Annotated in this window: 12 protein-coding genes; 5 read left to right on the forward strand and 7 right to left on the reverse strand. The window is 62.2% G+C overall.

All coding sequences use genetic code 11. The annotated features are described in order from the left end of the window. The 6 genes from tssG to tssB form a co-directional block, all read right to left on the reverse strand. Positions 1–1,026: a type VI secretion system baseplate subunit TssG gene (gene tssG, locus AC07VO_RS24365; RefSeq protein ID WP_086946041.1), complete on the reverse strand. Its 1,026-nt coding sequence runs from the start codon at positions 1,024–1,026 to the stop codon at positions 1–3. Continuing rightward, positions 990–2,783 carry a type VI secretion system baseplate subunit TssF gene (gene tssF / locus AC07VO_RS24370; protein ID WP_086946042.1) on the reverse strand — a complete coding sequence of 598 codons (1,794 nt, stop codon included), beginning with the start codon at positions 2,781–2,783 and terminating at the stop codon, positions 990–992. The genes tssG and tssF overlap by 37 nt, the downstream gene beginning before the upstream one ends. Then, positions 2,767–3,210, reverse strand: a complete 444-nt coding sequence (gene tssE, locus AC07VO_RS24375; protein WP_086946043.1) for a type VI secretion system baseplate subunit TssE — start codon at positions 3,208–3,210, stop codon at positions 2,767–2,769. The genes tssF and tssE overlap by 17 nt, the downstream gene beginning before the upstream one ends. 15 nt (positions 3,211–3,225) lie before the next feature. Beyond that, complete coding sequence (locus AC07VO_RS24380) at positions 3,226–3,723, reverse strand: Hcp family type VI secretion system effector (protein ID WP_495007674.1); 498 nt, start codon at positions 3,721–3,723, stop codon at positions 3,226–3,228. A 75-nt stretch (positions 3,724–3,798) separates the two neighbouring features. Beyond that, entirely contained in the window at positions 3,799–5,286 is a 1,488-nt protein-coding gene (tssC, locus tag AC07VO_RS24385) for a type VI secretion system contractile sheath large subunit (RefSeq protein ID WP_019648924.1), read from the reverse strand. Between the two features lie 29 nt (positions 5,287–5,315). After that, positions 5,316–5,864 (reverse strand): type VI secretion system contractile sheath small subunit, encoded by a 549-nt coding sequence (gene tssB, locus AC07VO_RS24390; protein ID WP_026331704.1) that lies wholly within the window; start codon positions 5,862–5,864, stop codon positions 5,316–5,318. Positions 5,865–6,092: 228 nt separating this feature from the next. Here tssB and AC07VO_RS24395 point away from each other — a divergent pair, with 228 nt between their 5' ends. From AC07VO_RS24395 to tssA, 5 genes are all read left to right on the forward strand, one after another. Beyond that, on the forward strand, positions 6,093–6,542 hold the full coding sequence (locus tag AC07VO_RS24395) for a hypothetical protein (protein ID WP_007937709.1): 450 nt from the start codon (positions 6,093–6,095) through the stop codon (positions 6,540–6,542). Between the two features lie 154 nt (positions 6,543–6,696). Beyond that, positions 6,697–8,028: a type VI secretion system baseplate subunit TssK gene (gene tssK, locus AC07VO_RS24400; protein ID WP_086946044.1), complete on the forward strand. Its 1,332-nt coding sequence runs from the start codon at positions 6,697–6,699 to the stop codon at positions 8,026–8,028. Between the two features lie 18 nt (positions 8,029–8,046). After that, positions 8,047–8,814 carry a DotU family type IV/VI secretion system protein gene (locus AC07VO_RS24405; protein ID WP_086946045.1) on the forward strand — a complete coding sequence of 256 codons (768 nt, stop codon included), beginning with the start codon at positions 8,047–8,049 and terminating at the stop codon, positions 8,812–8,814. Next, positions 8,811–12,629, forward strand: a complete 3,819-nt coding sequence (locus tag AC07VO_RS24410) for a type VI secretion system protein (RefSeq protein WP_192351779.1) — start codon at positions 8,811–8,813, stop codon at positions 12,627–12,629. The genes AC07VO_RS24405 and AC07VO_RS24410 overlap by 4 nt, the downstream gene beginning before the upstream one ends. Then, on the forward strand, positions 12,626–13,723 hold the full coding sequence (gene tssA / locus AC07VO_RS24415; protein ID WP_086946047.1) for a type VI secretion system protein TssA: 1,098 nt from the start codon (positions 12,626–12,628) through the stop codon (positions 13,721–13,723). Before AC07VO_RS24410 ends, tssA begins: the two co-directional genes overlap by 4 nt. Here tssA and AC07VO_RS24420 read toward each other — a convergent pair. Continuing rightward, a complete protein-coding gene (locus AC07VO_RS24420; RefSeq protein ID WP_018929656.1) occupies positions 13,720–14,691 on the reverse strand; it encodes a 2-hydroxyacid dehydrogenase in 972 nt (323 codons plus the stop codon). The two genes, tssA and AC07VO_RS24420, sit on opposite strands and share 4 nt — an antisense overlap. Between the last annotated feature and the right edge of the window lie 227 nt (positions 14,692–14,918).

A 14,918-nucleotide genomic window follows, 5' to 3' on the forward strand; every position in this document is an offset into this window, starting at 1 on the left:
TCAGGTGATCTCCAGCTGACGAAGGCGGGTTTCGATCCGTTGCACGGCAAGGCTGGTCTGGCGTTGCAGGCCGCCGTTCCAACTGAGCAGGGGCGGGGCCTGGCGACCGAGTTTCATCGGACTCGCACCGCGCACCAACAGCACCAGTGTGCAATCCAGGTCGGGGCCGAAATACAGCGCGCTGAGACTGGCCAGCGCCGGATGGGCTTCACCGTCCGGCAGAAACCGCGCCGCCTGCGCCGAGGTCAGCGGGCCGAGGGTCAGGCGGATGCCGGCGTGTTCATCCCAGACCCGAGTGCCGGCCACCGCGCTACGACCCAGTTGCAGGTTGCGCCCACCCGGTTGCAGGCGACTGCGACTGGCCGGCGGAATCTCCCGCCAGGCACCTTCATAGGCGCTGAGTTCTACCGGCAGTTCGAAGTGCTCGCGCACGATCGCGGCGAAACCGGCCAGGGAACGACGACCGTCGGCAAATAGCGCGCTGCACGCCAGTACCGCAGAGTCGGGTACGGCCTGGCGTTCCTGCAAGGCTTTGGGCAACAGCCCGGTCAGCGCTCGCAGTTGCGCCTGCACCGGCGACGCGCCGGGGGCTGTGAAGCCAACGGCGATCCGGTGTTTGCGCATCACCTTGTACAGCAGGCTGAGCAAGCGATGCTGGAACAGGTCGAGGAATTCGGCCGGAGCGTGATCCTTGGCCCGGGCCCGTTGTTGCAGCCATTCCTGATAGGCGTAGGGCAGGGGGCCGTCCGGCCCGCCGAGGCCAAACACTGGTGTCGTGAGCGTCGGTGGCTGGTCAGCTTCCTGAGTCAGACTTTCGATTTCACTGGCGGAAAACAGCGGCGTCAACGGCCCGCGCAGGCGCAAGGCTTCTGCTTGAGGGGCGGTGCCGCTGCCCAGGGATTCGGCTTGCGGGTGTTCGCGTTCCAGCAGCAACAACGCCTGCAACAACTCGAACGCCTGCGGATCGCGCCGCAGCTTCTGACTCAGACTCAGAGGGACAGCGGCATGCCGGCTTGGGGTTGCCATGTCTTGACCTCCTTGTCTGACTGGACCAGAACCGTGCGCACGAAGCGATTGGCCGTGGCATAGAGTGAAAAGAACTGCGCCAGCACCGCTGAGAACAGCACGGCGCTGCTGCCGACGAAATGCTGTGGGTCGAGTTGCAGCCGGACCTCCAGCCCATTGCGCCAGCCGCGCCACGCGTCTTCACCAACATGGGCGATCACCCGTTCGCAGCCGAGGCTTAACAAACCGTCGATTTGCCGCAAGGCGCTGGCCTCGTCACGCAGGTTGTGCAACTGGAGGATTTCCTTGAGGGCATCCAGCGCTTGCGGCCCCTCGACCAGTGACAAATGATTGAGGGTCAGTTGCGACACCAGCCGCCAACGGGATTCGCCATCCAGTCGCGGCAAACTCTGCGGGCTCGGCGGGTTACGCAAACGGGCCCAGGCCACCGGCCCCGGTCGTTCGAAACCCAGGGGGGTGCCGGCCGGCAGGCTCTGGGCCAGATGCCGGTTGGTGCACAGCAGTTCCCCGGTGAGGCTGTATTCGCTGGCCTCGGTCAGCGGGTCGAGCCGGGTGTCCACCAGACTCACCATCAGGTCGGTGCCCAGACGATTCGGGGTCATGCCGCTGACCCGTCGCGTATGCCAATAGCATTGTTTGTCGCCGCCGATATGCTGACTGCCGTAATACGCTGGCACCCGTTGCACGCCCTGGCTTGAGCTGGCGCGCATGGCGCGGATGCTGTGGATCTCGACGCTGTTTTCCCGGTGACTGTCGGCGACCAGGCGATACTCGCTGCGGGTGCCGTCCGGGCGCAGTGGTTCCGAGGTTCGTGGAAACAGGTTGATCACCGGTGCGCAGCCCAGGGCGAAGTCGCTGGCCTGAAGGTGCAGGCGGTTGGCCGGGGCGCGGTCGAACACGATGTACAGGTACAGCGTCTGGCTGTCGCTGGAGGCGCCGGCCAATGGAATGTCGAAGAAGTTGAATTTGTCCGGGAACGCAAAGTACTCGGCGAGCAGGCGCATGCCCGGATGCACGCCGTCCTCGTCCGGCAACAGCACTTCGTCGCTGGCAAAACCGACGATTTGCGGTAACCCCGCCAGCATGACCGGCACGCTGCCGACCGGTCCGGCCAGCACCTTCACCGCGTGGGCGCCGAGCAGGTCATACAGGCAGGCGTTGATCACCGGTGAGGCGGCCAGGTGCACGCGCAATTGTTTGATGGCCAGCGTCGACCACTGGCTCTCACCCAGGCAACGCAGGCTCAGGCGCAAGGCCGAGCGTGCTTGCTCCACACCGGTCAGGGCCTGGGCTTCATCGCTGCCCAGCAGCAGCGCTTCGTTGATTTCCACCGGCCACAATCGAACCGCGGCGCTGGTGCGAAAGTGGATGCTCTCGCCTTTGCTGGTGGTGACGAATAGCGGTGTGTCGCGGGGCAATGGATAACCATCGTTCAGGTTGCCCTTGCTCGGGTCCGGCTCGAACTGCACGATCGCGCAGGACGGCAGCGGCCGCATGGCCAACGGGTAAAGCTGTTCGAGCAAGGCGTCGCTGAACTCGGCGTAATCGTCATCGAGCCGCCGTTGCAAGCGTGCGGCGAGCAGGGCGAAACCTTCGAGCAGTCGTTCGACATGTGGGTCGGGGCATTCACCGGGGGACAGTTCCAGGCGTCTGGCGACCTTGGGATATCGCTCGGCAAAAATGCTCCCGGCGTGGCGCAGCCAGGTCAGTTCGCGTTGGTAGTAATCGAGCAGTTGCGGGTCAATCGAGTCGCTCATGACGCACCTCAAGACCATGGCTGGCCTTCTCGATGACAAAGGCCACGGGCCAGTGCTGCTGGCCGCTGCGTAACTCGCCCACCAGCCGAATGCTCAGTTGCTGCGGATGGCCGGGGACCGGATTGACCTGGACCTCGCCCAGTTGCAGGCGCGGTTCGAAATGGCTGATGGCCTCGCGCACTTCCCGCGCCAACTGACGACGGTCATCGCTGCGCTGCTGTTGCAAGGCCGTCCAGTCAGCGATGCCGTAGTCGAGAATGCTCGGTGGGGAGGTCAGCGGACGTGAGCCGCGTCGGGTGTTGAACAGGCGCAGCAACTCCGTGTGCACCGAGTCGAGCAGCCCCTGGCGATCGAACACCTGCACGGTGTCGACCTCGCTGGCGGCGAGGCGCTCGAACAACGGTGGGAGCATGCAGGTGCCTGCCATGGCCGACGCGTCCGCTTACTTGACGAGCTTGTTGGCGGCCATGTCCCAGGTCGAGGCGGCCGTGCCTTCCTTGGTGCCGTCGTCTTTCTGGGCGGTGAGCTCCCACTTGATCTTGGTGAAGTTCAGGGAAATGGTTTCCACCGGTTTGCCACCCGTACCACCACTGACGCTGACATTGGACAGCACCACGTTGGTCAGTGTGTAGATGATGAACGGCATCAGCTTACCGCTGCCTTCGGCGGCGTTACGGCCGATGGTGATCTTGGCTTCGGGGATCGGTTTGCCGGCGCAGCAATATTCGTTGAGGGAAGGCGTCGAGCTGTCGACGAACTTGGTCAGGGTGAACTCGCCGATGTGCGGCTTGCCGGAGGTGCGCTCCGAGTTGCTGACGTCATTGGTCACCTGCATGGCCACGTTGTGGCTGTAGGACATGACTTCGATCTTGTCCTTGTAACCCTCAAGCAAGCTATCGCCTTTGATGTCGCCGCCGAGGTCGAGAATGGTTGCATCCATCGCATGAAACTCCTGAAAGTAATCGTGCTAGATAAGCAGGGGAATCCCGCCGGGTTGACCCCGACGGGAGGCAGGTCAGGCGGCTACCGGTGGCGGCAGGGTCGCGACCAGGCGGATCGACGCGGTCAGTTCCTCTAGCTGGAAGTGCGGCCGCAGGAACACCGTGGCCTTGTAGGCTCCGGGCTTGCCGGCGACCTCGGTCACATCCACCCGGGCTTCACGCAACGGGTACTGCGCCTTGATCTCTTGCGGCGCGTTGTCGTTGATCAGCACGTAGTCGGCGATCCAGTTGTTGAGGTAGGTCTGCACATTGTCGCGGGTCATGAAACTGCCGACTTTGTCGCGCATGATCACCTTCAGGTAGTGCGCGAAACGCGAGGCCGCGAGCACGTACGGCAGCATCGCCGAGATCCGCGCGTTGGCATTCGCCTCGTTGGTGTTGTAGACCTTGGATTTGTTGGTGGTCTGGCCGCCGAAGAACACCGCCACGTCGCTGTTTTTCTTGTGGCACAGGGCGATGAAACCGAGGTCGTTGAGCTCTTTCTCGCGACGGTCGGTGATCGCCACTTCGGTCGGGCATTTGAGCGACAGGTCACCGGAGGTTGTACGGAAGGTATGGGCCGGCAAGCCTTCCACCGCACCACCGCCTTCGGCTCCGCGAATCGCCGCGCACCAGCCGTATTTGGCGAAGGCTTCGGTGATCCGTTGTGACAAGGCCCACGCGGCGTTGCCCCACAGGTATTTGCCGTGGTCGCTGCCGTTGACGTCTTCGACGTAGTTGATGCCTTCCACCGGCGACGTGTCAGGACCGTAAGGCAGGCGCAGCAGGAAGTGCGGCAGCACCAACGATACGTAGCGCGAATCTTCGCTTTCACGGAACGAGCGCCACTTGATCAGCTCCTGGCTCTCGAACACTTTCGACAGATCCCGTGGCACGGCCAGTTCGGTGAAGCTGTTCATGTCGAACAACCGAGGGCTGGCGGCGGCAATGAATGGCGCATGGGCGGCCGCCGCGACGTTCGACAGTTTCTCCAGCAGGCCGATGTCCTGCGGGTGCCGGCCGAAGGTGTAGTCACCCACCAACAGGCTGAACGGGTGGCCGCCGAAGGTGCCGTATTCCTCTTCGTAGATCTTCTTGAACAGCGCGCTCTGGTCGAACTCGACGGCTTTTTCCAGGTCGTTCTGCAGCTCTTTCTGGGTCACGTTGAGCAGGCGCAATTTCAGCCGGGAACTGGTCTCGGTGTTCTTAACCAACAAGTGCAGGCCGCGCCAGGAGGCTTCAAGTTTCTGCAGGTCCGGGTGGTGCAGCACTTCGTTCAGTTGAGCGCTGATCAGCTCGTCGATCTGGCTGATGCGGTCGTTGATCATCGCCACGGTGTCCTTGTCGACGGCCATGCCTTCATCGAGGACCTGAGTGGCGAATTCCGCGAGCATGTCGCGGGCGTAATCCTGTTGGCTGTCGTCATGGGCCATGCGGCCTTTGGCGATTATTTCATCGAGCAAGGACAAGGTCTCGCTTGCACTGTCACTGGCTTGGGTCTGGGCGGCGGATGAGGCGGGCATGGCAAAATTCTCCCTGGGTGGATGAGCGATCAGGCTTGCGGTTCAGCCGGTGCTTCGCTGTCGCCAGCAGGAGCGGGAGCGGCGGTGTCCGGACGAGCCGACTTGATCTCTTGCAGTCCCTCGGTGTTGGCAATGACGTCACGCAACAGCTTGTCCAGATCATCGTTGCCGTCGAGTTTGGTCAGCAGGTCGCGCAGACGCTGGCGAGCTTCGAACAGACGCCGCAGCGGAGTGACTTGCTCGACCACCTTGACCGGGTCGAAGTCATCGATGTGTTTGAAGTTGAGCTCGATGTTGAGCTTGCTGTCGTCGCCGCTGAGGGTGTTGTTGACCTGCAAGGTGGCGCGCGGGCCGATCGAGGCGAGGACTTCATTGAAGTTGTCGCGGTCGATTTCGGTGAAACGCCGTTCATTCAATTTCGGGAGTGGTTCGAGAGGTTTGCCGGAGAGGTCGGCAAGAATACCGACAACCAATGGCAATTCTTTCTTCTCGATCGCGTTGCCGATTTCGACGTCGTAGGTGATTTGCACCCGGGGTGGGCGAACCCTGTCTAGCTTGTGCTGAGTACTTTCTGCCATGGTGGCTGACTCCGATGCATGAGGCGGGAGCAATGCATCGGGAGGCCCGTTTCATCGCATTCCCTTACTGGACCGTAGGTTAGAAAGGGAGGGCAGAGGACCTGTCATTCCTTTGACGAACCTTCCGAATTCGTCGTGCCGACCGAACTACCCAAGACGCTAGAACAGGTCTATAAAAAAGCAAACGAAAAACGTTTTTGGACCGTGTCGAGAAAAGGAAAATTCATTTTGTACGCACGTCTCTTTTCTTTGGTTCTGCTCCTCTCACTCGCCGGGTGTTCGTTGTTCGGTCCTCGCGTCGATCTCGATAACCTGACGCTGGACGTCGCGCCCCGCGCCAACGACGACACCCCGATTGCGGTGGACTTCATTGCGGTGAACGACGCAGATCTGCTCAAGCAATTGTCGGGTATCACCGCCCGCCAGTGGTTCGCCGAGCGTGAGCAGTATCAGCGCGACTACCGACAGCTGATGACAGTCTGGGGACTGGAGCTGGTGCCGGGTCAATTCATCGACAAACAACCCTTTCCGCTGGGGGGGAAGCGGGCGGCTGGACTTTTAGTCTTCGCCAGCTATACCACTCCCGGGGCACACCGGTTGCGGCTGGACGATCAAAGCAACGCCTGGCTCAAGTTCGACAGTCGCGAGATGACACTGGTCAGCGACCACCCGAACTGAACACCGGGGGATTAAGGCGCGTAAACAGACATGTAGGAGCCAGGCTTGCCGGCGAAGGCGTCCTTGCGAGCGCCTTCGCCGGCAAGCCTGGCTCCTACGAAAAGCGGGCCAGGCCGCCATTGGTGCGGCGTCACGAGAGGTCGAAGGGAATCGTATGAGTCTGCTTCCTGACGCGGTTTGCTGGCATGAGGGCATGCAGTTGCTGCCCCAGCATTTTCAGTTGCAAGGGCTGCGGGCCGAGGCGTTGGTAGCGCATTTCGCCCAAGCATGTAATCCGTGGTTCTGGGGCGTGGCCCGCGTTGAATTCGATCCCTCGGCACTGAGCGCCGGGCTGGTGCGCCTGCTCAATTTGCAGGCGACGTTGCCGGACGGTTTGCCGGTCAATTTGCAGGCCGGTGTCGGGCCGATGCTGGAGCTCGACGTCAGTGAAGCGATCGACGCCACGGACAACGCCACTGTCACCGTTTACCTGGCGGTCAGTCCGCTGTGGCGTGCCGGTCAGTTACTGCCGCTCAAGGGGCGATTGCAGTCTGTCGTCGGCGATGCGCTGCCGGATCTCACCAGCGGCGAGTACCCCGAATCGATCACGGTGTGGCGCCCGAATCCGCGTTTGTGCACGCAACTGAACAAGGCCGATTCGGTCTGCCTGCCGCTGCTGAGAATTCGCAAGGAAGGCGGCGGTTTTCTTGCGTTGCCTTACACACCGCCGACGCCGTGCCTGTTGCCCGAGTCGGTGGTGGGCCGGCGCGTGGCGGGACTGTGTGCCAGGGCGCGGGAGAAATGCATGTTCCTCGCCGGTCGCTTGCGTCAGGCGCAGCAGGCCGGCAATCAGGATGATTCGATGGAAATCCGGCGTCAGTTGACCGCGCTGTGGGCGCGGTTGCCGGAAGTCGAAGGTCTGCTGAACAGTCGCGTGGCCACGCCGCAGGCGCTGTATGGCTCGCTGCTCGGGCTGACCGGCGCCTGGTCGGCGCTCGATCCATTGGCGGGTGTTCCGGCGTTCGCCCCGCTGGATTTTCTGGAGTTGCAGCGCGGCTATGAAACGGTGCTCGACTGGCTGGAAAAGACCCTCGAACTGATCCGCGCCGGCTATCGCAGCCTGGCGTTCGAGCGCAACGAACAATCCTTCTCGATTCAATTGCCCGACGACCAGCCGAGCCAACGGCTGGTCATCGGTTTGCGCATGCCCAATGGCGCCAGCGAGCAGGCCGCCAGCGAATGGTTGAGCGGCGCGATCATCGCCTCGCAGCCGCACATCCCGTTGCTCAGCCGCCAGCGCATGAGCGGTTTGTCCCATCAGGCCATGAGTCGCAATGAGCAAGTGGCCTACGGCGTCGGTGACGATACGCGGTTGTTCGTGGTGACGGCCGAAGGCCAATGGTTCGACGGGCAGTTGCCGTTGCTGATTGCCGCACCGGCTTCCAGGCTGGCCAGCAGTCCATGGCAAGTGGTGTTGTTTGTGGCCCAGGCGAGTGAAAGTGCTTGATCGAGGAAGGAACGTCATATGTCTGAGGGGAATGCCGGGACAGGTACACGCGGCCTCAACGAAGCGCCGCTGAGCAGTGCTTTTCGCCAGGCCTGGCAGCAATGGTCCCAGGACTGGAGCCAGTTGCCCAAGGACAGCGAAGACGAAGCGCTGGTGGAAGCGGTGGTCGAACTCTCCACGCAAATCTCCCAACGCCTCTGGCGAACGGCCTTCGCCAAAGTCGGTGACGCCGCCACTGAACAAGTCAAAGCGCTGGTCTATGCCTTTGTCGCGCTGGTCGATGAAACCTTGCTGTTCACGCCGTGGCCGGGCCAGTCGGCCTGGCAGGATAAACCCCTGGAATCGCGGATGTACTCCAGTCGTCAGGCCGGCGAGCGGATACCGTTGGCGATCAAGGAACTGCTGGATGAGCAAATCCCTACCACTCGCGATCTGGCCAATGTCTATTTGCAGTGCCTGGTGCTGGGCTTTCAGGGGCGTCTGCGGGGTGAACAGAATCAGGCCCAGCATGAAAAATGGCGCCTGGCGCTGTTCACCTTTGCCTGGCAGCACGAGGCGGATTATGCCGATGTCAGCGCCCGGCTCGAACAACCTTCGGCGGTGACGCCGCTGCAATTGCCGGTGCGTCTTTCGTTGCCCGATGGCTTTCGCCTGGGGTTGGGAATTCTTGCCGTGGTCCTGCTGCTGACCGGGTTGGGGCAGTTGTTCTGGCGTGACATTCGCCAGGAGCTCGAACCGGTCTTGCAACTGACCGATTCGGTGGTCACCTCGGAGCAAGACTCATGAGCACGCTGGGGATTATCGGCCTGATCATCGTCGTGCTGTTGGTGCTGGCGATTGTCGCCGTGGCGGTCTGGTGGTTGCGCACGCAAAGCGGCGCGGCGATCCGCAGTTTTTACCTGGCGGTGCGGCAGATGGAGCAGGAGCAGGGCACCCGGGATCGCTACCAGATTCCCTGGCTGCTGATGCTCGGCAACGAGACTCAGGGCACGCAGTTGTGCACCCAGTGGCGCTTGCAGCCCACCGACAAACCGGGCTGGTTCGGTCGCTGGTGGTCGGACCCCGAAGGTGCCGTATTGGTGGTGCCCCAGGCGCTGTTTTTGCCGGATGAAGGCATGCACCTGCAACGGGGTGGCTGGTGGCGCTTGCTGGGTTTGATCCTGCGCTTGCGCAGTCAGCGTCCGCTGGACGGCGTGATCTGGACGGTGCCGATCAGTCGGCTGGGCAATGCCGAGCAGGCGGCGGCCCTCGGCCTGGCGGCGCGTCGACGTTTTATCGATCTATTGCAGCGCTTCGGTTTGAGTCTGCCGGTGTACGTGGTCGTTACCGGCATGGAAGAGTTGCCGGGTTTTCAGGAGTTGATTAGCGCGCTGCCGGTCGAGGCTCGCGAACGTACGCTCGGCTGGTCCTCGCCCCACGGGCCCGATGCGGTGTGGCAGGCGCAATGGAGCGATCAGGCGCTGGATCAGGTCAACCGGGCCCTGGCGGAATCGATCATCGAAATCGGCGCCTTGTCCGGGCAATTGAGCGTCGATCTGTACGGCTTGCCGGAACGCTTCGAAGCCTTGCGGCGCAATCTGCAATCCTTGCTGGAACCGGTTTTCCAGGGTAATGCGCAAGGCGAAGCACCGCGTTTTCGCGGGGTTTATTTCACCGCCAGCCAGCCCTCGGATGACAGCGCCGACGGGTTTTCGGCCTACGACACCGGCTTGCAGCAGAGCGCTTTCGCCCGGCAACTGTGGCAGCGGCGGGTGGTCGCCGAGCGCGGTCTGGCTCAGGTGGTGCCGCGTCTGTTACGCCTGCGTCAGCGCTGGCAGCGCGTGACCGGTGGGGTGGCGCTGGTGGTCGCGCTGCTCTGGGGCGCTGGCATGCTGTGGGTGTGGCAGGACTCGGAAAAGGATGCCCATGAGTTGTCGCGCCTGATGCAAGGGGCGCAGAAAAATTACGTGGCGGTCACGGATGAATCTCATCGGCGGGAGGCGACCCGGCGCAACGTCCAGGGTTTCTGGCGGGTGCTGGAGAAGGCGCAGCGCTGGCGCTTCACCTCGGTGGTGTTTCCGACCTCCTGGTTCTCCTCGCTGGATGCGCAGTTGGAGAACGAATTGCGCCTGACCGCACAAAGTCACTTGTTGTTGCCGCTGCGCGATCTGTTGAGCGCGGATCTGGCGCAACTCAAGACCATTCGCAACACCGAACGACGGGGCAACGTCGAAAGCGAAGACCCGGCCCAATGGCAAAACTACGTCAAGGCCACGGAGCTGGTCGAGCGTGCGGTGAGTCTGGAGCAGCAGAACCAGTGGTTCAGTCAAGCGCTGAACAACACCAAGGCACCGCTCGAAGACCTGGTGTTGCTGAGCAACAACGCCCTGTCGCTGAACCTCAACGCAGGCACTCTGCACCGCGCCGGCTTTTACAACCGGGCGCTGCTGGATGCCGACAACAGTGAGTTGAAGCCGCTGGACCTGACCGTCGAGCGCGCGCAGATCGAGGAAAACTTCCTCGGGCTCATGGAGCGCTGGCTGGACCAGTATTTCCTTGCCGATAACTTCGTGCGTCAGGCCGGTTATCTGAGATTGCACCTGGAGCGACTGGAGGCCGGCAGCGGCAATTCCCTCACCGAACTGGAAGATCTGCGGGCGTTGATCGACGACCTGCAAGCGCTGGTCGGCTTGACCAACTCGGCGTGGAGCCGGGGCAAGGGACAGGATCTGGTGCCCGGTTACCGGGCGATGATGGACAAGGTGCGCCAAAGCACATTGCTTGGTCCGCAGGTCGAACAGCAACTGGATCAACAGGCGTCGAAGTTGCAGCAGAGCTTTCGTGACCAGTGGATCACCCAGGCCGGGGCCAGGGACAATTTGCTGATTCAGCAAGGCAGCGGGCAACTGGTCTTGCAGGAGCATGTGGTGCAGTTGAACAACGCGGTGCAGGCACTGTTCAAGCGTGATTTCGTCGCCATCGCCTTGCAGGCGGATCAGTCCGACGTCCCGGATGGACAGGGGCGCGGTGTTGATGGCGACGACCTCGACAGTGCGCTGAACTACTTCGCCAGTTACAAGAGTTATGCCGCCGAAGAGCTGCCGCGCATCCCCCCGGCGTATCGCGGCGCGTTGCTGCAAGCGGCCGAAGGCGCGGTGGTCAAGGCCATGTTGTCGAGCCTGCGCGAGCACAATGCGCAGGTCCAAAGTGGTGTCTTCAATGTGCAGGCCTCTCAGGCGATTGCCTTGCAAAAGGCTTTTGTCGAAGTGCGCCGCAGCGATCTGGCTACGCGTTTGCAAACCGCTTTGAACCGCCGCGCCCTGGCCGATATCGTCAGTGGCCTCGATGAAATCGTCGCCCAGCCACTGTTCAGCGGGCGCACCGAAATCAGCCAGTGGGACGGCTCGAAAAACTTCGGCCTGCAACTGTACGGCGCCAATGACGTTCAGGATCTGAAACTGAGCCTCAAGCAGCAGTTCAACACCATGCTCGGCATCACCGAACGCCGCACTTCGGCGCTGGAATGGCTGAAAGTCCAGCAACAGAACCTCTCGGCGCTGGATTACGAACGGGTGACGCAGTTCAGTGCGCTCAACGATGAACTGCTCAAATACAAAGAACAGAACCCCGCCAGTTCGCCAGCGCAGATCGAGCAGTTGGTGAGCCGCGACTTCATCGAAATGGACGTCGCGTCCTGTGGCCAGATCCTGCAAACCGCCAACCTGTCCGGTGGGCGCGGAACGTTGGCATTGCGCGCCGTGGATCTGCAACAAACCGCCATGCAACGCTGCCAGTTCCTGCAACAGCAGCAGGCTGCGGCGGCCTGGAATGAGCTGGCTAATTATTTCAACCAGTACCTGGCAGAGCGCTTTCCGTTTGCCAATGGCTTGCAGGCCAGCGACGCCGACCCGGCCCGGGTCCAGCATTTGCTGGAGCTGATCGACAAGCGTTTGCCGGTGGCGCAGGCCGGATTGGCTCTGAGCCAGACCCCGGAACGCCTGGCCGCCGAGGACTTTCTCAATCGTCTGAAGCAAGCCAGCACCTGGCTGGGGCCGATGTTCGTGCGCGACAAGAGCGGCGTGCTGGGGGTGGAGATGGATGTGCGCTGGCGTACCGATCGGGAGGAAGAGCGCGGTGCCGACCAGGTGATTGCCTGGGGCTTGAATGCCGGGAATCAACAGATCAACTACCCCGGCGAAGCTCAGCAGAACCTGCGCTGGATGGTCGGCCAACCAGTCCGGCTGACCTTGCGTTGGGCCAGAAATGGCTATCAGCGTCCGGCCAACGATCCGTTACAGCCGAGCCTGGTGGTGCGTGATCTGGAAGCGGGTTGGGAGTACAGCGGTCCATGGTCGCTGTTGCGCTTGATGCGTTCGCACGTGTCGGTGCAGCGCCAGCCGAACCTGGACTACACGGACTTTCCGTTGACCTTGCGCCTGCCCGTGACCACGCAGGCCAGCGCAGCGGAGCAAACCCTGATGTTTGTGCGCCTGTCGTTGATGACCCAGGGCTCGAAATTGCCGTTGTCCATTCAGCCCTTGCCGACCCGGGCTCCGCGTTCACCGTTCCTGGTGACGCGCTCGACCGCGGCGATTGAATCCCATGAGGAGGAGGGCCTGTGAATCAACCATCAACACCGTTGCCGGAACTGATTGCGCAACTGCTCGAACCGATCAGCAAGGAGGCGCCTTGTGGTCAGGATTTGCGTTATGAACCCGAGTTCGACCGGTTGCGCGAACTGCGCCGCGAGGATGACACCAGTTTGCCGACGGGGGTGTGGCAGTCGTCGATCAAGCGCGCCCAGTGGCCGGAGCTGGAAAAACTGGCCACGAGCCTGCTGCTCGAGCGCAGCAAGGATTTGATGCTCAGCGCTTGGCTGGGGGAGGCCTGGCTGCATCAGGACGGGCTCGATGGGTTGCCGGGCAGCCTGGCGCTGGTGGCCGGGTTGTGCGAACGCTATCCCGAACACCTGCACCCACAGGCTGAGGATGGCGACCTGTCGTGGCGAGTGATACCGCTGGAATGGTTGGCTCGACGCTACGCTGAAGTGTTGCTGACCCGAGTGCCGTTGTTCGAACCGCAAAACCACGAATTCGACGGCTTCTGTCTGGACGCCTGGCGCCGGTTGCAGTTGCAACAGGTGCAGGGCAGCGACAGTAAAGCGGCCAAGACCTCGGCCGAGAACGCGCGCAACGAACAGAAAAAAATCACCGAACAGATTCGTGCCACACCGTTGTCATTCTGGTTGCGCAGCCAGGGCAGTCTGCTGCTCAGTCAGCAGCACTTGCAGCGCCTGGAGGTGTGGAGCGACGCTTTTCTCGGGAATCAGGCCCCAGGCTTCAAGGCGCTGCAGGACGTGATCGACGCGTTGTTGACCCTGGTTCAGGAGTTTATCGCCATGCATCCACGAAAACCGACCCCGGCGCCTCCGGTCGAAACGCCAGTGGTGGCTGCATCGAGCCCCAGCCCGACCGCCGCGCCTGAAGTCCTTGCAGTGCCCCAGGTGTTCAGCGAACCGGCGAATCGTGAAGAGGCGTACCGGCAATTGCTGCTGATCGCCGAGTACCTGGCGCGCACCGAACCCCACAGCCCGGTGCCCTATCTGATCAAGCGGGGTGTGGAGTGGGGCAACAAGCCCCTGAGCGAGCTGCTGGGCGAACTGATCAGCGCCGATGCCGAATCCCGACGACTCTGGACACTGTTGGGCGTTCTTTAGTGATTGAGCCGGGTGGTTGTCGACGGCGGCGGTAACGCAATGGGCGTCAGTACCGGTTGACCGGAAAAAAACGCCGTCAGGTTTTTGCCGGCCAGCTCGACGGTGCCTTGGGTGGCCTCCGGGGACAATCCGGCGACATGCGGAGTCAGAATCACGTTGGCCAACCCCTTGAGGGCGTCCGGTACCTGGGGTTCGTGGTCGAAGACATCCAGCGCGGCACCGGCGATCCGCCGCTGTTCGAGCGCGGTGATCAGGTCTGCCGTGACGACCACGCTGGCTCGGGCGATGTTGACGAGGAAACCGTTGGGCCCCAGGGCGTCGAGCACTTGCCGGTTGATCAGGTGTTGGGTGCCGATCCCGCCCGGGGTGGCAACTATCAGAAAGTCTGATTGGCGTGCCAGCTCGGTAGGCGTCGAGCAATAGCTGTACGGCACATCGCTGCGATGCTGGCGGTTGTGGTAACTCACTCTCATATCGAAGCCGTTGGCGGCACGTTTGGCGATAGCGAGGCCAACGGCACCGAGGCCGAGGATGCCTATGTGTTTGCCGGCCAGCGAAGGACGCATGATCTTCGGCCACTCGCCCCGACGGACGGCAGCATCTGCCCGAGGGATGTCACGAACCAGTGCCAGCAGCAACGCCATGGCGTGATCGGCAACGGAGGAGGCATTGACGCCGGCGCCGTTGGTGACAGTGATGCCCCGGTTGACGGCGGCCTGCAGGTCGACGTGTTCGTAACCGGCGCCGATCACGCAGATGATCTTGAGGTTGGGCAGGGCGGCGATTTCATTGGCATACAGGCCCAACGGGCCACGCGTCAGCACCGCATCGATCTGGCTGCCCTGCCGGGCAATGGCGGCAGCGCGCTCGGCCGGGGTTGGGGCCAGGATCAAATGAAACCCCTGATGTTCGAGAATCGGCAGGTATTCATTGATGGTTTCAACCAGTACCAGAACGGTTGCGGTCATGCTGGGCTCCTGTGGGCAGCGGAGTGTGGGGCTCGAACGTCGCGTCAGATTGCTGACTCCAGAGCAGATTGGCAATGGTCCGAGATCATAGGCTATTGGTTGGCAAGCACCTGTGCAGGCGTTGGCGATACCGGCGAGCTTCTTAGATACAACACTAGATCAGTGCGCGGCAGGTGGAGAGGATTTGTCCGCGATGAAATTGCCGCAGCAGTTGTCGAGCCTGCGTT

The organism is Pseudomonas sp. GW821-FHT03E01 (assembly GCF_059420765.1).